Source organism: Methylomonas sp. BG-2, assembly GCF_057766305.1.
In genome coordinates this window covers 1-20,447 of the sequence record NZ_JBYMAP010000059.1, presented here as the reverse complement: position 1 = coordinate 20,447, position 20,447 = coordinate 1, and the positions used below count along the sequence as shown (strand labels likewise).

Here is a 20,447-nt window from a genome sequence, read left to right as displayed (position 1 = left end):
GTAGAGCGCGTTGCGGTCAGCAATCGGCTTGCCTTGCCAATTGGCCCGCACGGCGGCAATATGTGCTAATGCCGCTTGGCGTCTGCTTTCCGCTTCGGATGCAACAACGCCGGAATGGCGCGCGAAATCCTGGTCGTTGCCAACATCGGGCATTTCTTGTAGCAAGCTCTTAAAATACGCGCCGCTATCCTTCTGATGATCGGGGTTGTTCTCATCAACTAACAATAAAACCCGCACAGACACCCCGTCCGGAACGGAATCTGGAACGCGAATCGTGTGTTGAAAGGTGGTGGCTTCAAATTCTATGGCCTGCATGGATGATCACCTCTAATAGAGATTTTTGATCGTCAAAAATATTAATCACGATCAGGTGAGTTTGTGCAAGCAGTCGCTGCACAATTTGTGCTGGTTTCATTTTACCATTGAGTGACGATGGCTATTCATGCCGACAGCCCTGCAATCATGGTCAAAATGCGGTCGGTGCATTGTTTGAGGTCCGCATCAATCGCGGCCAAGTCGCGCGGCGGCTCGAACACATAGAAATGCCGGTTGAAGGGGATTTCGTAGCCGACCTTGGTTTTATCGTGGTCTATCCAGGCATCGGGGGCATGCGGCAGCACCTCGCGCTTGAAATAGCTTTCCACATCTTCCGACAGCGGCACGTTTTCGGTATCGCGCAGGCTGGAATCGGGTTGTAGCTTGCCTTTCAGCTTGCCCTTTTCACCGAGCAGGATGTTGCCATTTTCGTCTTTGAGCGGGCGTTCGACCGTGATGGTGCGATAACCAAAATCGCTGTTCTTGAAGATAAGGGAAATGGGCTTCTTGCCGTCATACGATTCGATGAACTGCCCAAACAAGCGGGTGATTTCGGCGATATGGTTGTCAGAGAGTTCCTTGCACTTGGAGCCAAGGCATTTGCGCATTTTTTGCCAGAAGCCACTGGCATCAATCAGTTGCAGCTTGCCTTGGCGGTGTTCCGGTTTGCGGTTGGAGAGTATCCAGACATAGGTGGAAATACCGGTGTTGTAGAACATATCGGTCGGCAAGCCGATGATGGCTTCGACCAAATCGTTTTCCAGCACATAGCGGCGGATTTCGCTCTCGCCGGAACCAGCGCCGCCGGTGAACAAGGGCGAGCCATTCAAAACAATACCAAAGCGACTGCCGCCGTCCTTGGCCGGGCGCATCTTGCTGATCAAATGCAGCAGGAATAGCAACGAGCCGTCCGACACGCGCGGCAGGCCAGGGCCGAAGCGGCCGTTGTAGCCTTGCTTCTCGTGTTCGTTGCGGATTTCCTTTTCGACCTTTTTCCATTCCACCCCAAACGGCGGATTGGACAGCATATAGTCAAACTTCTTCAGGATGTGGCCGTCGTCGGAAAAGGTATTGCCGAACACGATATTGGCGACATCCTGACCCTTAATCAGCATATCGGCTTTGCAGATGGCGTAGGATTCCGGATTGAGTTCCTGGCCGAACATGGTCAAACGCGCTTCCGGATTATGCTCTTCCAGATATTCGCCGGCCACCGACAACATGCCGCCGGTGCCGGCGGTCGGGTCGTAAATGGTGCGCACCACGCCGGGTTTGGCCAGCACGTCGTCGTCTTCGATGAACAACAAATTGACCATCAGTTTGATGACTTCGCGCGGCGTGAAATGCTCGCCGGCGGTTTCGTTGGAAATCTCGGCAAACTTGCGGATCAGTTCCTCGAACACCAAACCCATTTGGCTGTTGCTGACGGTTTCGGGATGCAAATCCACATTGGCGAAGCGCTCCGTTACCTGATACAGCAGTCCGGATTTAGCGAGGCGATCCACTTGGCTGTAAAAATCGAAGCGCTCGAAAATGTCTCTGACCTCAACCGAAAAACCTTGGATATAGGCAATCAGGTTTTCCTTGATATGGTCCTGATCGCCCATCAGTTTTTTCATATCCAGCGGCGAGGTGTTGTAAAAACCTTGGCCGGCTTTGCGCAGCAAGAAGGGTCCGAGGTTGATGCCGAGACTTTGTTTGTCGGCAAATTCCGCCAATACCGCCTGTTTCGTGGCTTCCAACACGCAGTCCAATCGGCGTAGCACGGTAAACGGCAATATGACCTTACCGTAATCGGATTGCTTGTAGTCGCCGCGCAGTAAATCGGCGACCGCCCAGATAAAGGCGGAAAGAGAGGAGTGGTTCATCGTATCGAGTCCTTATTTATTTCCGAAAGGTTCCCAGCCGGATCGACAGATCATTGCCATTTGAAAACCCTAAACGCAGAATTTAACGCCGCCCCCCCGAATGACACGGAGCCTGGTTATTTACCGATGCAAAAACTCGAAAAGATTTCGCCCAACAAGTCGTCGGAGGTGAATTCGCCGGTAATCTCGGACAGGCTGGTTTGAGCTTGGCGCAGTTCCTCTGCGACCAGTTCGTGGGCGGCGGCCTGGAGTTGCGCGGCGGCGTTGGCGATGGCTTGCTCGGCGAGTTGCAAGGCCCGCAGATGGCGGGTGCGGGCGGCGAACGCGCCGTCGCCGCCTTCGACAAAGCCCATGCTGTGTTTTAAATGCGCCTTCAGCAAGTCCAATCCGTTGCCGGTTTTGATCGACAGCCGGATTTCGCAACCGGCGGCGGTCTCGACAATGCCCGGTTCGCCGCCGACCAAATCCTGTTTGTTGTAAAGCCGGGTCACGCTGGCGTGGGCCGGCAGCTCGCTCAGTTCCGGCTCGCCGTCGGTGTCGGTGCTGTCGATCAGCAATAACACCCGGTCGGCCTTGGCGATTTCGGCGCGGGCGCGGCGCATGCCTTCCTGTTCGACCGGATTGTCGCTGTCGCGCAGGCCGGCGGTATCGATGACGTGCAGCGGCATGCCGTCGATCTGGATGCGCTCGCGCAGCACGTCGCGGGTAGTGCCGGCGATGTCGGTAACAATCGCGGCTTCATGGCCGGCCAGGGCATTCAGCAAGCTGGACTTGCCGGCGTTGGGTTTGCCGGCCAGCACCACGGTCATACCGTCGTGCAACAAGCGGCCTTGCCGGGCGCTGCGCGCAATCGCGGCGAGTTTGTCTTGTAATGTGGCGATGCGTTGGGCAACCACGCCGTCGCCGAGGAAGTCGATTTCTTCGTCGACAAAGTCGATCGCGGCTTCGATGTAAACCCGTAGCTCGATCAGTTCGTCGATCAGTTCGTTGACTTGGCGGGAGAATTCGCCCTGCATCGATTGCTGGGCGGCTCTGGCGGCTTGCTCGGTGCCGCTGGTGATTAAATCGGCGATGGCTTCGGCCTGAGCCAGATCGATTTTGTTGTTCAGGAAGGCGCGCCGGCTGAATTCGCCGGGTTGAGCCAAGCGGACACCGAGCGCCAGAACGCGGCGCAGCAGCATGTCCAGCACCACGCTGCCGCCGTGGCCGTGCAATTCGACCACATCTTCGCCGGTAAAGGATTTTGGCCCCGGAAAATACAATAGCAAGCCGCTGTCGATGACGCTATTGTCGGCGGCGATGAAATGCGCGTAACGGGCGTAACGGGGTGCTGGCGGGGGTTTGCGGGTCAGATCGGTGGCGACCAAGGCGGCCGCCGGACCCGAGATGCGGATGACGCCGACGCCGCCGTTACCGGGCGGCGTGGCGATGGCGGCTATGGTGTCGCCGTCCCGCATCGGACTCAATGAGCGTGCGCGTCTTCTTCAAGCACGTGCTTGGTGATGTACCACTGTTGCAGGATCGACAAACTGTTGTTGCAAATCCAGTAAAGCACCAAGCCGGACGGGAAGAACAGGAAGAACACGGTGAACACGATCGGGAACATCTTCATCACCTGGGCCTGCAGCGGATCGATCGGCGCCGGATTCAGGCTTTGCTGAATCTTCATCGTGATACCGTAGACGATGGGCAGCAGGTAAAACGGGTCTTGCGCTGACAAGTCCTGTATCCACAGCGCGAAGTCGGCTTGGCGCAATTCGACGGTCTCGATCAGCACCCAGTACAGCGAAATGAACACCGGAATCTGTACCATGATCGGCAAGCAGCCGCCGAGCGGGTTGACTTTTTCCTTCTTATACATCGCCATCATTTCGGTGTTGAAGCGCTGCCGGTCGTCGGCGTAACGCTCTTGCAAATCCTTCAGACGCGGCTGAATCTTGCGCATTTTCGCCATCGACTGATAGCTGGCTTTCGACAGTTTAAAGAACAGCAGTTTGATGAACAGCGTGACGCCCATGATCGCCAAACCCCAGTTGCCGACAAAGCCATGAATTTCATTGAGCAGCCAATAAATCGGCTTGGCGATGATGGTCAACCAGCTGTAATCGACGGTCAACTCCAGGCCGGGTGCCAAGGCTTCCATCACCGGCTGAATCTTGGGACCGACGAACAGCTTGGTCTTGAACGAGCCTTCGCTGTTGGGTTGCACATTCAGATCGGACGAGTAGGAGCCAATCACGTACCGGGCGTCGTTCAGCGCCTTGGTGTAGTAGTGGTTTTCCTGGTCCGCCGCCGGAATCCAGGCCGCCGCGAAGTAATGTTGAATGAATCCGCTCCAACCGCCGGTCGCGGACACGGCCAGATTGTCTTCGGTCATTTCTTCGTATTTGACCTTCTTGAACTTTTCCTTGTCGGTGTAGATCACGCCGCCCGAGTAGGTTCGAATGAAGTTGTTGTTGCTTTTATCGCTGTGCTCGACCCGCAACAATTGCTCGTATTGGCGACCGGACCATGCGCTCGCGGACTGATTGACGATTTTTTGTTCGACATCGACCGCGTAACTGCCGCGGCTAAAGGTAAAGGTTTTAACGACGCGCAGGCCTTGCTCGTTGGTCCAGGTCAGCGGCACGATCAATTGGTCCTGGCCGTCGGCCAAGGCGTAGTCGGTGCGCTCGGTGCTGAATATCGCATGGTGGTCGGGCGCGCTGGCGGCGTTTTGGTTGGCGACCAGACCGGTTTGCGCCAAGAACAGGTTCTCGGGGTTGCCGTCGAACAAGCGAATCGGGGCCAGATTTTTCTCGGGCGCGGGCAAGCCGATCAACGCCCAGGCTTTTTGGACGACGGTATTGGTTTTCTCATGCGGGTAATGCAGCAAATCCAGATTCCGCAGCGTGCCGCCCTCGACGTCGATTTCCAGCTCGTAGACATCGGTTTTGACCTTGACGATCCGGTCGGCGGCTACGGCTTGAGCGGTTGGCTGGCCGGCCTGCGCTTGAGTCGCGTCCGGGGATTGCTGAACATTGCTCAGCCCGGCGTCGCCGGCAACAATGGGCTTGTCGGAAACGATCGCCCGCGGCTTGGGGCCATAATCGATCTGCCACGCCTCCCACAGCATGTAGGAGATCATCAACATCGCCATGACAAGTACAAATCTAATGTTATCCATTGTTATTACTCAAATTTTTCTGGGACAGGATCGATGCCACCCGGATGAAACGGGTGGCATTTCAATAATCGTCTAAGCGTGAGATATGAGCCTTTGGTGGCGCCGTGACGCTGGATCGCCTCCAAGCCATAACTTGAACAGGTGGGATAAAAACGGCATCTGGGCCCCAGTAACGGGCTTATGAAGTACTTGTAAACCTTGATCAGGGTTATGAGCAGGAATCGCATCGATTTACCAATTTAAGCCAATGCCTTTCCAAGGACTTCCTCAATACCGGCGAGGTTGCATTTGCTGCATCCCCCCGAGCCAAAACAACGATATCTATGCTGACGATATGTTGACGCTGCAATCTAAAGCTTTCCCTGACAGCCCTTTTGATGCGGTTCCGCGCGACTGCTGTTTTTATTGTTTTTTTTGCGATCGCCAGACCCAGACGCGCGTGCGTTAGGCCGTTGGAAGTCGCCAATACCGTAAAATATTTATCGGTCGACTTTACGGGATTGCTAAATACATTTTTATACTCGGCAGGCGTCCTTAACCGATACCGAGCGGGAAAACCGAGTTCTTGGGCCGACAATTAAACCGTCAGCGATGCGCGGCCTTTCGCTCTGCGCGCATTCAGGACTTTACGGCCGCCGACGGTGGCCATTCTGGCGCGGAAACCGTGAGTTCTGACGCGTTTGATTTTGCTGGGTTGGTAAGTTCTTTTCATGTCTATTGCCTCGGGATAAAACGGATAAAAAAGGCTGCGAATCATACGTGATGAAACGAACCACTGTCAATTTGCCGTGTCCGATTCCCAAACCATCCAAAATCGGCTACGCTCTTTTTGGTCTGTCACCACCAGCGACTCAGGGAGTCAAATCATGAAAAACTTATCGTTTGCCGCAATCGCGGCTTCCGCCTTCGTAATGACGGCTTGCGCCACCGCGACCGGCTGGACGCCGACCGTGGACACCTATAACGACCCCAACGCCTTCCGATTGAATCAGGACATGCAGGAATGCCAACAACTGGCATCGCAGGCTTCTCCAAGCGTCAAGGATACCGCAACCGGGGTCGCCGTGGGCGGTTTACTCGGCGCGGCCGGCGGCGCTGCGATCGGCGCGGTCACCGGCAACCCCGGCACCGGCGCGGCGATCGGTGCGGCGGCCGGCGGCATCGGCGGCGGCGCGATGCAGGGCGTTCAGTCCGACGACCGCTACAAAAACGCTTACCGCAGCTGCCTGAGACAGCGCGGCCATAACGTCCTCAACTAAGCCGCTCGCTACTTGGAGGCCTACTTACCCGTTGTCGCACTGGCGATCGGCGTCGTTCTGGCGTTCGATTACACCAACGGCTTCCACGACGCCTCCAACATCCTTTCCGGTGTCATCGCCTCCCGGGCGATGACACCGGTTCAGGCCATGTTATTGGTCGCCGTCTTCGAATTCCTCGGCCCATTGCTGGGCGGCACCGCCGTCGCCGACACCGTCGGTTCGCTGCTGGACCTGTCCCTGCTACCGCGCCCGGTCGGTCTGACCACCGTTCTGTCCGGACTGGCGGCAGCGGTGGCGTGGAATTTTTTCACCTGGTGGCGCGGACTGCCGTCGTCTTCCTCGCACGCCCTGGTCGGCGGTTTGATCGGCGCGGCGCTGGCCGCGCCTGAGCCGATTCCGATGGACTGGGGAATCGCCGCCCTCCTCCACGGCCATATCCAAGGCTTCGCCAAAATTTTACTGGCGCTGTTTTTATCGCCTGTTTTGGGCTTCGCGGTCGGGTTCGCGCTGCAGCGCGGCACGATGCTCCTGCTACGCGCCGCTCATCCATCCGTCAACCGCCGCCTGTGTCAAGCCCAATGGCTGACCGCCGCCAGCCTGGCCTTCTGCCACGGCGCCAATGATGCGCAAAAAAGCATGGGTGTACTGACGCTGTTGCTGCTACTCGGTGGACAAATCGCGACGTTTCAGGTACCTGTGTGGGTGATGGCGGCGTGCGCTAGCGCGATGACGGCCGGCGCCCTGACCGGCGGCTGGCGCATCGTTCGCACCCTGGGTTTTGCGATTTACAAGATTCGGCCGATACACGCGTTGAATTCGCAACTGACCGCCTGCTCGGTGATTGCCGGCTGCTCGTTGCTCGGCGCCCCGGTTTCAACCACCCACGTGGTCGCTTCGGCCATCGCCGGCATCGGCGCCTCCGACCGGCCCAGACAGGTCCGCTGGGGCAAGGCCGGCGAAATCGTGCTGGCTTGGTTCATTACGATTCCCGGCGCGGCTTTACTGGCTGCGCTGATCTGCCGGCTCGCCCAACTCTGACCCCTATATCGACATGTCCGACTCGCGAAACCGCTTAGCCGCCCGTCTGTTTCAACGCATTTTTCCGAAGACCGCCGACTTCTACCTGCTATTGCACCAGCAATGCCAACAGGTTTGCGTCACCGTGGACAATTTGGTCCGCTACATGAACGAGGAAACCCCGCAAGCCGATGAAATGTTGAAAAAGGACGAGCACGAAGCCGACCGAATCCGGATGCGCAACCTGCACGAATTGAACAGCTCGTTCGCCACGCCGATAGACCGCGAAGACATTTATCGAGCGATCGCCGCGCTCGACAACATCGTGACCTATTGCAAGAGCACTTATAACGAAATGGAAGCGCTGCAATTGAGTCCCGACGACTATTCGAAGGCCATGGTCGCGGAACTGCAGATCGGCATCAAAGCCCTGGAACAAGGTTTCGCGGTATTGGGCAAACGACCGCGCGACGCCGAAACGCACGCGTTCACGGCCCGCCATTCCGAGCGGCGGGTTGAAAAGATGTATCGCAAAGCCATTGCCGAGCTGTTTCAGGGCCAGGACTATCTTGACATGTTCAAGCGCCGCGAACTTTACCGCCATCTGTCCAACGCCGCCGACCGGGTCCACGCCACCGCCAACATTCTCGAAGACATCATCGTCAAGCTGGGCTAGCGCGCTGTTCCGCCGCCGCCGAAGCCGGAAATTTCCTGGCCTCGACGCCCCTGCGGCGCCCAGGGACCGCCACAATTCGCCAGGCAACCATGCTACAATTCCGGCGGTTAGAATCGTGTTCAATTAATGAGGTTCACTTCGTGGCAAACATTAGCAGCCGAAAATCCGCAATGACTCTTTTTAGCTCGCCGAATTGCATCATGAGCCATTGCGCCCGCCTCGTTGTTCACGAAAAAGGCGTTCCCGCCGAGATCGAATATTTCGACCCAACCGACCCACCCGAAGACCTGCTTGAGCTCAACCCCAACGGAAATGCTCCCACCTTTGTCGAGCGCGATCTGGTGCTGTACGACGCCCGCATCATCATGGAATACCTGGACGAACGTTTTCCGCACCCGGCCCTGCACCAAATGGACCCGGTTTCCCGAGCCAATGCCCGCATGCTGATCAAACGCATCGATCAGGACTGGTATCAATTGCTCGAGGAAGCGCAATTGCAAGGCGACAAACGTTCGGCCAAGGCCAAGAAAGTCCTCAGGGAAAGCCTGCTGGCGGCCGCGCCGGTTTTCGACGCCGCCACCTATTTCATGGGCGAGGAATATTCGCTGATCGATTGCGCGATGGCGCCTTTTTTATGGCGTCTCGGCAGCATCGGCATCGACATCAGCTCGCTCGGCAAGGGCATCACCACCTACGCCAACCGACTGTTCGCCCGCAAGGCCTTTCAGGACAGCCTGAGCCAGGAAGAAAAAGAACTCATGCAAAGCCAATCCAAATGACTCCACTAAAACCCTACCTGATCCGCTCCATCTATGAATGGATTTTGGACAATAGCCTGACCCCGCATCTATTGGTCAACGCCGAACATCCGGGCGTCGTGTTACCCACCGACTTCGTCGAGAACGGCCGCATCGTCCTGAATATCCGCCCGGAAGCCATACAAGGCTTGACCCTGGGTAACGAGGAAGTCCAGTTCAACGCCCGTTTTTCCGGCAAAGCCATGCACATAGTGGTTCCCACCAAGGCCGTACTGGCGATTTACACGAAGGAAAACGGCAAGGGCATGGTTTTCGATCCGGAAGACCAAGACGACGAGACCCCGCCCAGCGCCCCCGAACCAACGCCTCCGCAACGCCCGCAATTGCGGGTGGTCAAGTAAACTCGACCGCCATCGGAAGCCCAGCCTACGCACCAAGCCGCGATCCGGCCACGCCCAACAGCGCCGCGCTCCCGAATTTCGGGCGATTCCGCTAAAGACAGCGCTAACGCTGTGCGATAGAATGCGGGGCTAATTTCGTCGGGGGAGCGGTGATGACACACGATACACCCAAGGTTTTTAGCGACGCCGAAATCGTTGAGCATTTGCAACGCGAACTGCCGCATTGGTATTACGAAAACGGCTGGATACGGCGTAAATACAAGACCTCGGGCTGGAAAGCGACGTTGATGGTGGTCAACACGGTCGGCCATTTGGCGGAAAAAGCCTGGCACCATCCGGACTTGACGGTTTCCTATGCGTTCGTGATCGTGAAACTGGTCACCCACGCCGCCAAGGGTGTCACCGACAAGGATTTCGCGCTGGCGAAAAAAATCGAGGACGTCGTGCAATGGGATGCCGCCGCCGAATCCGACGGCATTTTCGAGGGCACGCCGGACGACCCGCGTTTCAAATACATTAAAAAAGACTGAGGACAGTACGATGACTGAAATCACCGAGGTACCCAGCCCGTTCTGCGGTATCGGCACCGACGATCTGAGCGTCAAGGTGGACGGCTTGGCCGTGACAGTGACCGCCAACGGTTGCGCGGTCAACACCCCAGGCTTCGAGCAGCCGCTCACCGACACCGCGCCGCGCGTTGGCGGTCTGGCTGTCGATCTGGACACGGCGGTCGCCAAAGCCGCGGAATTGCTGCGCAGCACCCAACAACCGGTGATCGCCGGTTGCGCCACCGACGTCAACGGCATGCGCGGCTTGCTGGCTCTGGCCGATAAAGCCGGCGCGGTGGTGGATAACATCAACTTCCCGGCCGCCCGCCGCAACCTGCTGGCACTGCAGGATTCCGGCTGGATGAATACCACGCTGGCGGAAGTCAAAAACCGCTGCGATTTGTTGCTAATCATCGGCACTGATTTGGAAGGCTTCGCGCCGCGCTTTTTCGAGCGCTATTTGTGGACCGAGGAAGCGATGTTCCTCGACAACACCGCCAACCGCGAAGTGATTTATTTGGGAAAATCGCCATCGGGCACGGCCTCTACTTCACCGGCCGGTAAAACGGCAATGAGCTTGACTTGCGCCGACGCCGACTTGCCGAATGTAATTGCCGTGTTGTCGGCACTGGTCAAAAAACAGCCGGTGCAAACGCAACATGTCGCCGGCATTGCCGTTGCCGAATTGCAAGCGATTGCCGACAAACTCAGAAACGCAAAATACGGCGTGATACTGTGGGGCGCCGCCGCGCTGGCTTACGACCACGCCGAATTGACCGTACAAACCATTTGCAACATCGTCAAGGACATCAACCTACAAGGCACGCGCTGCTCCGGCTTTCCACTGGGCGGTCGTGAAGGCGATCAAACCGCCAACCAAGTGTGCGGCTGGACTACCGGCTATCCGGCGCGGCTCAATTTCGCCCGCGGCTACCCGGAATACGATCCGTTTCTTTACGACAGCCAAGCCATGTTGCGCAACGGCGAAGCCGACGCGCTGGTTTGGGTGCATGCTTTCAACAGCAACGCCAAACCGCCGCTTACCGAATTACCGATCATCGTAGTCGGCCGTTCCGGCATGGCCTTCGATAAAGAACCCGACGTCTTCATTCCCGTAGGCACGCCCGGCATCGACCATGCCGGCCATGCCTACCGTCTGGATAACGTGGTGGCGATCCGCCTGAAAAAACTCCGCGACTCCGGCCTGCCCAGCACCGCCGAGGTGCTGCATGCCATCGAACAAGCCCTTTAGGATACCGACATGCTGACAAAACTCTCAGGCGGCACCGTTTACGATCCGGCCAGCGGCATAGCCGGCCAGCAACAAGACCTCTACATTCAAGACGGCCGTATCGTCGATGCGCCGAAAGACGGTCGCCCGGTAGACCAGGAATACGACCTGCGCGGCAAAGTCGTCATGTCCGGCGCCATCGACATGCACACCCACATCGGCGGCGGCAAGGGCAACATCGCCCGAACGCTGTTGCCGGAAGACCACCGCCTGGACCCGGTGCATCGCACATCCATCACTCGCTCCGGAAATGGCCATGCGATGCCGTCCAGCTTCGTTGCCGGCTATCGCTACGCCGAGATGGGCTACACCGCCTGCTTCGAACCGGCCGTGTTGCCGATCAATGCCCGTCAGGCGCACATGGAAATGGGCGACACGCCCATCGTCGATAAGGGCGGCTACGTGATGCTGGGCAGCGACGATTTCCTACTACGCATGCTGACCGCGAAGAAAGACCAGAAAGCCGTCAACGATTACGTGGCCTGGACGCTGAACGCCGCCAAGGGCATCGGCATCAAAGTCGTCAACGCCGGCGGCATCAACGCCTTTAAATTTAACCAGCGCAAACTGGATCTGGACGAGCAAAATAGCCATTACGCAGTGACTCCGCGTCAAATCCTGCAAACCCTGGCTAGGGCCGTGCAGGAACTGGGCATCACCCATCCGCTGCACGTGCACGGCTGCAACCTGGGCGTGCCGGGCAATGTCGATACCACCTTGAACACCATTCAAGGCGTGGAAGGCTTGCCGATGCACTTGACCCATATCCAGTTCCACAGTTACGGCACCGAGGGCGATTTCAAGTTCTCCTCCGGCGCCGCGCAAATCGCCGAGGCGATCAACAACAACAAAAACATTACCGCCGATGTCGGCCAGATTCTGTTCGGCCAAACCGTCACCGCTTCCGGCGACAACATGCGCCAGCACGCCAACCACCGCTTCGCCAGCCCGAACAAATGGGTGTGCATGGACATCGAATGCGACGCAGGCTGCGGTGTGGTACCGTTCAAATACAAGGACCAGAACTTCGTCAACGCCTTGCAATGGGCGATTGGGCTGGAAATATTCCTGTTGGTCGAAGACCCGTGGCGGATTTTCCTGACCACCGATCACCCCAACGGCGCGCCGTTCACCAGCTACCCGCATTTGATCCGTCTGCTGATGGACCGCAGCTTCCGCAACGACATGCTGGCAACCATCCACCCCGAAGCGCAGAAAATGACCACGCTGGCCTCAATCGAGCGCGAATACAGCTTAAGCGAAATCGCGATTATGACCCGCGCCGGCGCGGCCCGCATTATTGGCCTGAAAGACCGTGGCGCGCTGGCACCCGGCAACTTTGCCGACATCACCGTCTACACCGAAAACGCCGACAGGCAGGCGATGTTCACCAAGCCGGATTACGTGTTCAAGGACGGCGAACTGGTGGTCAAGGACGGCGAAGTGGTCAAAGTCACTTGGGGCACCACCCACATCGTCAAGCCCGAATACGATCTGTCGATTGAAAAAGACCTCAAGCCTTATTTCGACAAATACCTAACCATGAAACTCGGCAACTTTAAAATCAGCGACGATGAAATCAGTGAAGACGGACGCGGCAGCTTGACGGCGCATCCGCTGAGAGGTGCAGCATGATCATCAACGGCGTCACCATCGATAAAACCTTTGCCGAAGCCTTTCCGATGAAGGCGACACGGGCCATCATCACCGCCCAGAACGAGAAATGGGCGATGATTTCCGCTCAGGCCATGACCGGCTTTGCCACTTCCGTGATTGCCTGCGGCTGCGAAGCCGGCATCGAGCGGGTGTTGAGCCCGGAAGAAACGCCGGACGGCAGGCCCGGCGTGTCCATCATGATTTACGCGATGGGCGGCAAGGGCTTGGCCAAGCAGTTGGAAACCCGCGCCGGCCAGTGCGTGCTGACCTCGCCGACCTCGGCCTTATTTGCAGGCATCGAGGGCGGCAAGCCGATTCCGTTGGGCAAAAACCTGCGCTTCTTCGGCGACGGCTTCCAGATTGCCAAGAAAATCGCCGGCAAACGCTATTGGCGGGTGCCGGTGATGGATGGCGAGTTTCTGACCGAAGCCACTACCGGCATGGTCGATGCGGTCGGCGGCGGCAATTTTCTGGTGCTGGCCGAATCGCAACCGCAAGCCTTGGCGGCCTGCGAGGCGGCCATCGAAGCGATGAAAAAAATCCCCAACGTGATCATGCCCTTCCCCGGCGGCGTGGTGCGTTCAGGCTCCAAGGTCGGTTCCAAATACAAAGCCTTGAGCGCCTCAACCAACGACGCCTTCTGCCCAACCTTGAAAGGCGTAACCAAGACCGACTTGTCGCCGGAAATCGAGTCGGTAATGGAGATTGTCATCGACGGCCTGACCAAGGAAGACATAGCCCAAGCCATGCGCGTCGGCATCCAGGCGGTTTGCGATTTGGGCTCGGCCAACGGCATCAAGCGCATCAGCGCCGGCAACTACGGCGGCAAACTTGGCCCGTTCCATTTTCATCTGCAGGAGATCATGGCATGACCACGCTGACCTTCACTCTGATCGAAACGCCGCTACCGGCGCAACGCGTCGATATGTCGCCGCTGGTCTGCCAAAAACTGGCCGGCCTGAGCCTGGACCAAATCGCCGCGATCGAATTGCAGTCCGGCAAACGCAAACTGCGCGTCGATCAATTGTTTCACATTAACGGCAGCAATCCCGACGACATCAGCATCGTCGGCAGCACCGACAAGCTGGATTTCATCGGCAAGGAACTCGCCAACGGCAGCATCAGCGTGCAAGGCGACGCGGGCGCTTATTTGGGGATGCAGATGAAGGGCGGCACGATTTCGGTCATCGGCGATGTCGGCATTTACGCGGCTTGCGAAATGAAAAACGGCCTGATCCAGATCGAAGGCAATGCCGGCGATTTCGTTGGCGGCGCCTTACCCGGCAACAAACAAGGCATGAAGGGCGGCACGGTTTTAATCAAAGGCAATGTCGGCCAGCGTTGCGGCGATCATTTGCGCCGCGGCCAGATTCTGGTCGAGGGCGATGCCGGCGATTATTGCGGCTCGCGCATGGTGGCCGGCACGATCGCGGTGATGGGCGAGGTCGGCCGTTACGCCGGCTATGCGATGCGCCGAGGAACCTTATTGCTTTGGAACCAGCCACAACTGCCGGCCACCTTCAACGACTGCGGTTCGCATACCTTGGCCTTTCTACCGATGCTGTTCGCATCGTTCAAAACGCTGAATTCCCGCTTTGCCGACAGCGGCGTCGCGTTCAACCGGGTCAGACGTTTCGGCGGCGACATGGCCGAAACCGGGCGCGGCGAAGTGCTGATCAAACTCTAGAATCGGAGTTTTTACCGCGATTTCATCTTTTGCCAGCCATGGTTAGACCACTAACCACCGCCAACCACGACCGCGACAGTGCCGGGCTAAAATACGTGTATCCGGTGATGTCGCGGCGGGCGGGCGGGCTGTCGATAGGCATCAACTTCAATCCCAATAACGCATGCAACTGGCGTTGCGTGTACTGCCAAGTCCCCAACCTGAAGCGCGGGACGGCGCCCACTCTGGACTTCGAGCTACTCGAAAAGGAATTGCGCGGCTTTTTGAACAGGGTTCTGCATGGCGACTTTTTCGATGCCTACGGTGTCGCCGTCGATCAACGAATTGTCAAGGACATTGCGATCTCCGGCAATGGCGAGCCGACCAGTCTGAAATCCTTCGACCGCGCCATCCGCCTGATAGCGGCCATCGGCCTGGAAACCGGCATCTTGCCGACCGGCAACTTGGTATTGATCAGCAACGGCAGTCTGATTCATCAAAAAACAGTCCAGGCCGGACTGACCGAATTGGCTGATTGCGGCGGTGAACTTTGGTTCAAGCTGGACAGTGCTAGCAGCGCCGGCCGGCAGTTACTGAACAACGCCAGGTTGAGCCAATCCAAACTGATCGAACATTTGCAAATCGCCAGCAACTTATGCCCAACCAAGTTGCAAACCTGCATTTTGCGTTATCGTCAGGCGTGGTCCGACGCCGAAAAAACCGCCTACCTGGATCTGTTAACGGAACTCAAATCCAGGAACATCAAAATCGCCAAGATACTGTTGTACAGCTTAGCCCGACCGTCGTTACAGCCGGAGGCGGAAGAATTGAAAGCCGCTGATTTGAATGAAATGACGAGCTTTGCCGCCGACATCGAAGCGCTCGGCTACGATGTCGGCGTTAGCCTTTAGGCTTTGACGTCGAGGAGAGCCCCGACCATTTTTTCGTGGGTCTTCAGCAATTTGACACCGGCGGAATTCTCCAGCTCGGCTTCCTTCAAACTGACGATAGGTTTAAACAACTCAGTCGGCGCAATATCTTGCGAACCGCCGACTTCGTCTTTTTGGACAGGCAACGTAGCGATGGTTTGAGCGGCCGTCGCCGCTTTCTGCTGAGCGTTGCTAATCAGATTGGTGGCACTGTTCAGTACATTGCTAATCATGGCGTACCTCCCGCAAATCGAGTTTGCATCATACCGCTAGTGTTAGCGGCCGCCTAGCCGGAAACTTGAATTTCCGGTGGTATATCGAATCGCCGTCACAAAGTCAGCTGCGGAACCTATCGAACAGTTTCTTGTAAACGGCCAACAAAACGGGCCCGCCATGCCGAGCAAACAGCCGCCAAACGTAGTCGACCGCTCGAACCAACCCGTTTGCCGCGCGTTCCAGAACACGGTCGCCGCCCAGTTGCTTGAATTTGGCTTCAACGACGGTACTCCACTGCGGCTTCAGCGCGCCTTGGCTATCGACAAACACTTGGCCGTACGCCCACATTTCCAAAACCGAAATCAACCACATGAATCCAAACGAAATGGCCATGCCGGCACCGGCAAATATCACCAGCCAGGCAAACATCGGATTAAGCTTGGTCAACCACCACGATAAAATATCCACCAGCAGAAAGACGTAGGGCATACCAATCGCGATCGACTTGTATTTTAGCGTGCTGGTCTCGGAAAAGCTGAAGATCAGCCCGACCAACATAAAGATAAAGCTGATGCCGAATAAATGGATGTGCGATACCCTGGTCAGCGACGTAAAAGTGGCGCCTTCATCTTCCTTAGCCAGTTCTTTTAGGACTTTAAAGTCGGTAAAGTCCGGCACGGACGCCTCTTTGTTGTGACACATCACACAGCGGCTCTCGATAATTTTATCGATACCGTCATCGACAAAATCGTCCTTGTCGGCACCGTCGCGCACCCATTGAATGATTGCGAAACGTTCTTTCTCGGAGGCGTTATCCTTCATCGAGCCATTCAATTTCGTCTCCAGCATCGTGCCGGACCGATTCCCGTAGTAACTGTATACGATGTCGTCTATCGATAAACCGAACTTGCCGTCGGCCAAACCGTGCGTGAACAGAATCTGGATCAGCGCGACCAAGTACCCCACCGCAACGGTCGTCAAATAACCGGTAAACAACACCTTAACGGGGATATCCAACTGCCTTAACGTAGAAAATTCGCGGGCCATGCGGTCCTCCGGGAGAAGTGAAGGTTTATTATAACTGTGTTAAACCGCGACGATTTTGAAATAGATTATTACCGTTTGACAAAAAAAAGGCCCTTGCGAACAAGAGCCTGTTTCGATTCTTCCGAAACTGAATTATTTCGGCTGAACGTTGGCGGCAGTCAGGCCTTTGGGACCGGATTCGATTTCAAATTCCACCGATTGCCCTGGGGACAGAGTCTTAAAGCCCTCGCCCAAGATCACCGAGTGGTGGACGAAAACATCTTCCTTACCTTCGGAAGGCTCGATAAACCCAAACCCTTTGGTGTTGTTGAACCACTTTACAGTGCCTGTTGCCATACAAAAACTCCTACGAATTAAAACCAAAATTTACCCGAAAAAACCGCCGCAGACACGGGCTTCGACAGTGGAACCACGTCATTTCGGCGAATCGAGTCCCGGCATTGTACTGTGATTTATCCGGCGTGACCACTGAGCACAACAACGCCGGCAACACTGGCCGGCCATCCAAAATATTAGCCATTTTTAATATATAGGCGCTTGAAATCGCGCCGCCACCGCCCCATCTCAGCGGCAACATCATTACAATCGAGGTACCTACCATGCGTATGGACAAACTCACCAGCAAATTCCAGCAAGCGCTCGGGGATGCTCAAAGTCTGGCTTTGGGCAAGGATCATCAGTTCATCGAACCGCTACACGTCATGCTGGCTTTGCTGGACCAGGAAGGCGGCAGCATCAAACCGTTGTTGCAACAGATCGGCGTGCAGGTCAATGCGTTTCGTGGCGACCTGCTGAAGGAAATCGACCGGCTGGCCAGCGTTTCCGGCGCGGGCGGCGACGTGCAAATATCCAACGAACTATCGCGGACGCTCAACCTGACCGACAAATTGGCGCAAAAACGCAAGGACGCCTACATCTCCAGCGAATTGTTCTTGCTGGCGGCCCTGGAAGGCGGCGGCGCGCTGCAAAACTTGCTGAAACGCGCCGGCGTAAGCGCGCCGGCGGTCGAAAAAGCCATCGATAATCTGCGCGGCGGCCAAGCCGTCAACGACGCCAATGCCGAAGACCAGCGCCAAGCGTTGAAAAAATACACGATCAACCTGACCGAGCGCGCCGAGCAGGGCAAGCTCGATCCGGTGATCGGCCGCGACGACGAAATTCGCCGCACCATCCAGGTGTTGCAACGCCGTACTAAAAACAACCCGGTGCTGATCGGCGAACCCGGCGTCGGTAAAACAGCCATCGTCGAAGGCCTGGCCCAGCGCATCGTCAACGGCGAAGTGCCTGAAGGCATCAAGGGCAAACAACTGCTGTCGCTGGATATGGCCGCACTGATCGCCGGCGCAAAATTTCGCGGCGAATTCGAGGAACGCCTGAAAGCCGTGCTTAACGACATTGCCAAACTCGAAGGCCAGGTTATTCTGTTCATCGACGAACTGCACACGATGGTCGGCGCCGGCAAGGCCGAGGGTGCGATGGATGCCGGCAACATGCTCAAGCCGGCCTTGGCCCGAGGCGAACTGCATTGTGTCGGCGCCACCACGCTGGACGAATACCGCCAATACATCGAAAAAGACGCCGCCTTGGAGCGCCGCTTTCAAAAAGTCTTGGTCGACGAACCGAACGTCGAAGACACCATCGCCATCCTGCGCGGCCTGAAGGAACGCTACGAAATCCACCACAGCGTCGACATCACCGACCCGGCCATCGTCGCGGCGGCGATGCTTTCGCACCGCTACATTTCCGATCGGCAACTGCCGGACAAGGCCATCGACTTGATCGACGAGGCTGCCAGCCGAATTCGGATGGAAATGGACTCCAAACCGGAAGCGATGGATAAACTCGACCGGCGTCTAATCCAGCTCAAGATCGAACGCGAGGCCTTGAAAAACGAAACCGACGCCGCTTCTAAAAAACGTCTGGAGACTTTGCAGGACGAAATCGGCGATTTGGAAAAAGAATATTCCGATCTGGATGAAATCTGGAAAGCCGAAAAAGCCGCGCTACAAGGCACGGCCACGATCAAGGAAAGGCTGGAGCACGCCCGGCTGGAACTGGAAGCCGCCCGCCGCGCCCAGGATTACGCCCGCATGTCCGAATTGCAATACGGCGACATTCCCAAACTGGAAAAAGAACTGGATCTGGCATCGCAAGCCGAGATGCAGGAAACCACGCTGTTGCGCAGCAAGGTCACCGAAGAAGAAATCGCCGAGGTCGTCTCCAAATGGACCGGCATTCCGGTTTCCAAGATGATGGAAGGCGAGCGGGAAAAGCTACTGCGGATGGAAGACGAATTGGCCAAACGGGTGATCGGCCAGACCGAAGCTTTAAAAGCGGTCAGCAACGCGATCCGCCGGTCGCGGGCCGGTTTGTCCGATCCGAACCGTCCCAACGGCTCCTTCCTGTTCTTGGGACCGACCGGCGTCGGCAAAACCGAACTGTGCAAGGCCCTGGCCGAGTTCATGTTCGACACCGAGGAAGCGATGGTCAGAATCGATATGTCCGAATTCATGGAGAAACATTCGGTGGCCCGCTTGATCGGCGCGCCGCCGGGCTACGTCGGTTACGAGGAAGGCGGCTATTTGACCGAAGCGGTGCGTCGCAAGCCTTATTCGGTGATCTTGCTCGACGAAATCGAAAAAGCCCATGCCGACGTGTTCAACGTGTTGTTGCAAGTGCTGGACGACGGTCGCTTGACCGACGGCCAGGGCCGCACGGTGGATTTTAAAAACACCGTGGTGGTGATGACCTCTAACCTGGGTTCGCAAGTCATCCAAGAATTGGCGGGCGAGGAAAATTACGCGGATATGAAAGACGCGGTCATGGACATCGTCGGCCAGCATTTCCGGCCGGAGTTCATTAACCGGGTTGATGAAGCCGTGGTGTTCCATCCGCTCGGACAGGGCCAGATCCGGGCGATCTGCAAAATCCAGATCGACCTGCTGCGCCGCCGTTTGGCGGAAAAGGAGATTGGCTTGGACGTCAGCGAAACCGCGCTGGACTTGCTCGGCGAAGCCGGCTTCGATCCGGTTTACGGTGCCCGGCCATTGAAACGGGCAATTCAACGCCAGTTGGAAAACCGTTTGGCCAACGAAATCCTGGCGGGCCGCTACCTTCCCGGCGACACCATCAAAGTGGATCGCGCGGCGGACGGCCTGACCTTCGGCAAATAACTCGCCAGGCCGGCGCGCCATCGCGCCGGCCGTTGCGGGCCACTCCGCGATCACCGACCTCGGATGGTCGGCTTGACAAATCGACAGCTTGCTCTAGTTTCAATCAAGCAGGCAAATCAACAATAACAATCAAGCCCTTACCATGAATCCATCCGCCCAACCCTACCTCGCCACATTGTATTTGAAACCCCGCCAGATCACCGACACCGCGTGGTGCGGAGCATGAGTCTGCGAGTCGGCATTGTCGGTCTGGGGCGAATCGGCGGCGGCGTGCTTCGCAATAATTTTCTCGCCAACCCGTCCGGACGTTTCGACATTCGAGTGGTTTGCGATGTGATGCCGATCGATCATGTCGCCTATTTAATCGCCCACGACAGCACTTACGGCCGGCCACCGTTTTCCGTGGATTACGACGGCGACGACTTGATTTTAGGCGGCCAGCGCATTCGCTATCAGCGCGT

Annotated in this window: 23 protein-coding genes; 13 read left to right on the top strand and 10 right to left on the bottom strand. The window is 57.0% G+C overall.

All coding sequences use genetic code 11. The features are described 5' to 3' along the window. The 7 genes from AC3B8H_RS07825 to rpmH all read right to left on the bottom strand — a co-directional run. The coding region (locus AC3B8H_RS07825; RefSeq protein ID WP_488441040.1) for a hypothetical protein at positions 1-315 on the bottom strand (315 nt) is incomplete at its 3' end. A gap of 125 nt (positions 316-440) precedes the next feature. Continuing rightward, complete coding sequence (locus AC3B8H_RS07820) at positions 441-2,183, bottom strand: type I restriction-modification system subunit M (protein WP_488441039.1); 1,743 nt, start codon at positions 2,181-2,183, stop codon at positions 441-443. Positions 2,184-2,299: 116 nt separating this feature from the next. Then, positions 2,300-3,640 carry a tRNA uridine-5-carboxymethylaminomethyl(34) synthesis GTPase MnmE gene (gene mnmE, locus AC3B8H_RS07815; RefSeq protein WP_488441041.1) on the bottom strand — a complete coding sequence of 447 codons (1,341 nt, stop codon included), beginning with the start codon at positions 3,638-3,640 and terminating at the stop codon, positions 2,300-2,302. Between the two features lie 5 nt (positions 3,641-3,645). Continuing rightward, positions 3,646-5,349: a membrane protein insertase YidC gene (gene yidC, locus AC3B8H_RS07810; protein ID WP_488441038.1), complete on the bottom strand. Its 1,704-nt coding sequence runs from the start codon at positions 5,347-5,349 to the stop codon at positions 3,646-3,648. A 5-nt stretch (positions 5,350-5,354) separates the two neighbouring features. Next, positions 5,355-5,576 carry a membrane protein insertion efficiency factor YidD gene (gene yidD, locus AC3B8H_RS07805; RefSeq protein ID WP_488441037.1) on the bottom strand — a complete coding sequence of 74 codons (222 nt, stop codon included), beginning with the start codon at positions 5,574-5,576 and terminating at the stop codon, positions 5,355-5,357. Beyond that, positions 5,558-5,926, bottom strand: a complete 369-nt coding sequence (gene rnpA / locus AC3B8H_RS07800) for a ribonuclease P protein component (protein WP_488441036.1) — start codon at positions 5,924-5,926, stop codon at positions 5,558-5,560. The genes yidD and rnpA overlap by 19 nt, the downstream gene beginning before the upstream one ends. Next, the gene (gene rpmH / locus AC3B8H_RS07795; protein WP_064024743.1) at positions 5,927-6,061 is read right to left on the bottom strand and encodes a 50S ribosomal protein L34; all 135 of its coding nucleotides are present in this window, start codon (positions 6,059-6,061) and stop codon (positions 5,927-5,929) included. A gap of 154 nt (positions 6,062-6,215) precedes the next feature. Between rpmH and AC3B8H_RS07790 the strand changes: the two genes are divergently transcribed. The 11 genes from AC3B8H_RS07790 to AC3B8H_RS07740 all read left to right on the top strand — a co-directional run bounded on the left by AC3B8H_RS07790 (position 6,216) and on the right by AC3B8H_RS07740 (position 15,532). Further along, positions 6,216-6,608: a YMGG-like glycine zipper-containing protein gene (locus AC3B8H_RS07790; RefSeq protein ID WP_488441035.1), complete on the top strand. Its 393-nt coding sequence runs from the start codon at positions 6,216-6,218 to the stop codon at positions 6,606-6,608. A gap of 12 nt (positions 6,609-6,620) precedes the next feature. After that, positions 6,621-7,646: an inorganic phosphate transporter gene (locus AC3B8H_RS07785; RefSeq protein WP_488441034.1), complete on the top strand. Its 1,026-nt coding sequence runs from the start codon at positions 6,621-6,623 to the stop codon at positions 7,644-7,646. A 13-nt stretch (positions 7,647-7,659) separates the two neighbouring features. Next, positions 7,660-8,301, top strand: coding sequence for a DUF47 domain-containing protein (locus tag AC3B8H_RS07780; protein WP_488441033.1), 642 nt, complete (start codon positions 7,660-7,662; stop codon positions 8,299-8,301). A gap of 170 nt (positions 8,302-8,471) precedes the next feature. After that, positions 8,472-9,080: a glutathione S-transferase N-terminal domain-containing protein gene (locus tag AC3B8H_RS07775; RefSeq protein ID WP_488441032.1), complete on the top strand. Its 609-nt coding sequence runs from the start codon at positions 8,472-8,474 to the stop codon at positions 9,078-9,080. After that, a complete protein-coding gene (locus AC3B8H_RS07770; RefSeq protein WP_488441031.1) occupies positions 9,077-9,460 on the top strand; it encodes a ClpXP protease specificity-enhancing factor in 384 nt (127 codons plus the stop codon). The genes AC3B8H_RS07775 and AC3B8H_RS07770 overlap by 4 nt, the downstream gene beginning before the upstream one ends. A 152-nt stretch (positions 9,461-9,612) precedes the next feature. After that, positions 9,613-9,990, top strand: coding sequence for a 4a-hydroxytetrahydrobiopterin dehydratase (locus tag AC3B8H_RS07765; RefSeq protein WP_488441030.1), 378 nt, complete (start codon positions 9,613-9,615; stop codon positions 9,988-9,990). A 10-nt stretch (positions 9,991-10,000) separates the two neighbouring features. Then, complete coding sequence (locus tag AC3B8H_RS07760; RefSeq protein ID WP_488441029.1) at positions 10,001-11,260, top strand: formylmethanofuran dehydrogenase subunit B; 1,260 nt, start codon at positions 10,001-10,003, stop codon at positions 11,258-11,260. A gap of 9 nt (positions 11,261-11,269) precedes the next feature. Beyond that, positions 11,270-12,934 (top strand): formylmethanofuran dehydrogenase subunit A, encoded by a 1,665-nt coding sequence (locus tag AC3B8H_RS07755; RefSeq protein ID WP_488441028.1) that lies wholly within the window; start codon positions 11,270-11,272, stop codon positions 12,932-12,934. Then, a complete protein-coding gene (gene fhcD / locus AC3B8H_RS07750; RefSeq protein ID WP_488441027.1) occupies positions 12,931-13,827 on the top strand; it encodes a formylmethanofuran--tetrahydromethanopterin N-formyltransferase in 897 nt (298 codons plus the stop codon). The genes AC3B8H_RS07755 and fhcD overlap by 4 nt, the downstream gene beginning before the upstream one ends. Continuing rightward, positions 13,824-14,642, top strand: a complete 819-nt coding sequence (locus AC3B8H_RS07745; protein ID WP_488441026.1) for a formylmethanofuran dehydrogenase subunit C — start codon at positions 13,824-13,826, stop codon at positions 14,640-14,642. The genes fhcD and AC3B8H_RS07745 overlap by 4 nt, the downstream gene beginning before the upstream one ends. Positions 14,643-14,680: 38 nt before the next feature. After that, positions 14,681-15,532 carry a radical SAM protein gene (locus tag AC3B8H_RS07740; protein ID WP_488441025.1) on the top strand — a complete coding sequence of 284 codons (852 nt, stop codon included), beginning with the start codon at positions 14,681-14,683 and terminating at the stop codon, positions 15,530-15,532. Here AC3B8H_RS07740 and AC3B8H_RS07735 read toward each other — a convergent pair. The 3 genes from AC3B8H_RS07735 to AC3B8H_RS07725 form a co-directional block, all read right to left on the bottom strand. Further along, a complete protein-coding gene (locus AC3B8H_RS07735) occupies positions 15,529-15,783 on the bottom strand; it encodes a hypothetical protein (protein WP_071157281.1) in 255 nt (84 codons plus the stop codon). The genes AC3B8H_RS07740 and AC3B8H_RS07735 overlap by 4 nt on opposite strands. 103 nt (positions 15,784-15,886) lie before the next feature. Further along, positions 15,887-16,813, bottom strand: a complete 927-nt coding sequence (locus AC3B8H_RS07730) for a hypothetical protein (protein WP_488441024.1) — start codon at positions 16,811-16,813, stop codon at positions 15,887-15,889. A 132-nt stretch (positions 16,814-16,945) separates the two neighbouring features. After that, entirely contained in the window at positions 16,946-17,149 is a 204-nt protein-coding gene (locus AC3B8H_RS07725; RefSeq protein WP_064030983.1) for a cold-shock protein, read from the bottom strand. A 263-nt stretch (positions 17,150-17,412) separates the two neighbouring features. Here AC3B8H_RS07725 and clpB point away from each other — a divergent pair, with 263 nt between their 5' ends. Beyond that, entirely contained in the window at positions 17,413-19,986 is a 2,574-nt protein-coding gene (gene clpB, locus AC3B8H_RS07720; protein WP_488441023.1) for an ATP-dependent chaperone ClpB, read from the top strand. A 222-nt stretch (positions 19,987-20,208) separates the two neighbouring features. Next, positions 20,209-20,447 (top strand): glyceraldehyde 3-phosphate dehydrogenase NAD-binding domain-containing protein (locus AC3B8H_RS07715; RefSeq protein ID WP_488441022.1); only part of this gene is annotated, 239 nt, incomplete at its 3' end.

Bases quoted from the DNA above. Each gene is read 5' to 3' on its own strand.
- AC3B8H_RS07820 (WP_488441039.1), bottom strand. From the start codon at position 2,183: ATGAACCACTCCTCTCTTTCCGCCTTTATCTGGGCGGTCGCCGATTTA.
- mnmE (WP_488441041.1), bottom strand. From the start codon at position 3,640: ATGCGGGACGGCGACACCATAGCCGCCATCGCCACGCCGCCCGGTAAC.
- yidC (WP_488441038.1), bottom strand. From the start codon at position 5,349: ATGGATAACATTAGATTTGTACTTGTCATGGCGATGTTGATGATCTCC.
- yidD (WP_488441037.1), bottom strand. From the start codon at position 5,576: ATGCGATTCCTGCTCATAACCCTGATCAAGGTTTACAAGTACTTCATA.
- rpmH (WP_064024743.1), bottom strand. From the start codon at position 6,061: ATGAAAAGAACTTACCAACCCAGCAAAATCAAACGCGTCAGAACTCAC.
- AC3B8H_RS07790 (WP_488441035.1), top strand. From the start codon at position 6,216: ATGAAAAACTTATCGTTTGCCGCAATCGCGGCTTCCGCCTTCGTAATG.
- AC3B8H_RS07780 (WP_488441033.1), top strand. From the start codon at position 7,660: ATGTCCGACTCGCGAAACCGCTTAGCCGCCCGTCTGTTTCAACGCATT.
- AC3B8H_RS07775 (WP_488441032.1), top strand. From the start codon at position 8,472: ATGACTCTTTTTAGCTCGCCGAATTGCATCATGAGCCATTGCGCCCGC.
- AC3B8H_RS07770 (WP_488441031.1), top strand. From the start codon at position 9,077: ATGACTCCACTAAAACCCTACCTGATCCGCTCCATCTATGAATGGATT.
- AC3B8H_RS07765 (WP_488441030.1), top strand. From the start codon at position 9,613: ATGACACACGATACACCCAAGGTTTTTAGCGACGCCGAAATCGTTGAG.
- AC3B8H_RS07760 (WP_488441029.1), top strand. From the start codon at position 10,001: ATGACTGAAATCACCGAGGTACCCAGCCCGTTCTGCGGTATCGGCACC.
- AC3B8H_RS07755 (WP_488441028.1), top strand. From the start codon at position 11,270: ATGCTGACAAAACTCTCAGGCGGCACCGTTTACGATCCGGCCAGCGGC.
- fhcD (WP_488441027.1), top strand. From the start codon at position 12,931: ATGATCATCAACGGCGTCACCATCGATAAAACCTTTGCCGAAGCCTTT.
- AC3B8H_RS07745 (WP_488441026.1), top strand. From the start codon at position 13,824: ATGACCACGCTGACCTTCACTCTGATCGAAACGCCGCTACCGGCGCAA.
- AC3B8H_RS07740 (WP_488441025.1), top strand. From the start codon at position 14,681: ATGGTTAGACCACTAACCACCGCCAACCACGACCGCGACAGTGCCGGG.
- AC3B8H_RS07735 (WP_071157281.1), bottom strand. From the start codon at position 15,783: ATGATTAGCAATGTACTGAACAGTGCCACCAATCTGATTAGCAACGCT.
- AC3B8H_RS07730 (WP_488441024.1), bottom strand. From the start codon at position 16,813: ATGGCCCGCGAATTTTCTACGTTAAGGCAGTTGGATATCCCCGTTAAG.
- AC3B8H_RS07725 (WP_064030983.1), bottom strand. From the start codon at position 17,149: ATGGCAACAGGCACTGTAAAGTGGTTCAACAACACCAAAGGGTTTGGG.
- clpB (WP_488441023.1), top strand. From the start codon at position 17,413: ATGCGTATGGACAAACTCACCAGCAAATTCCAGCAAGCGCTCGGGGAT.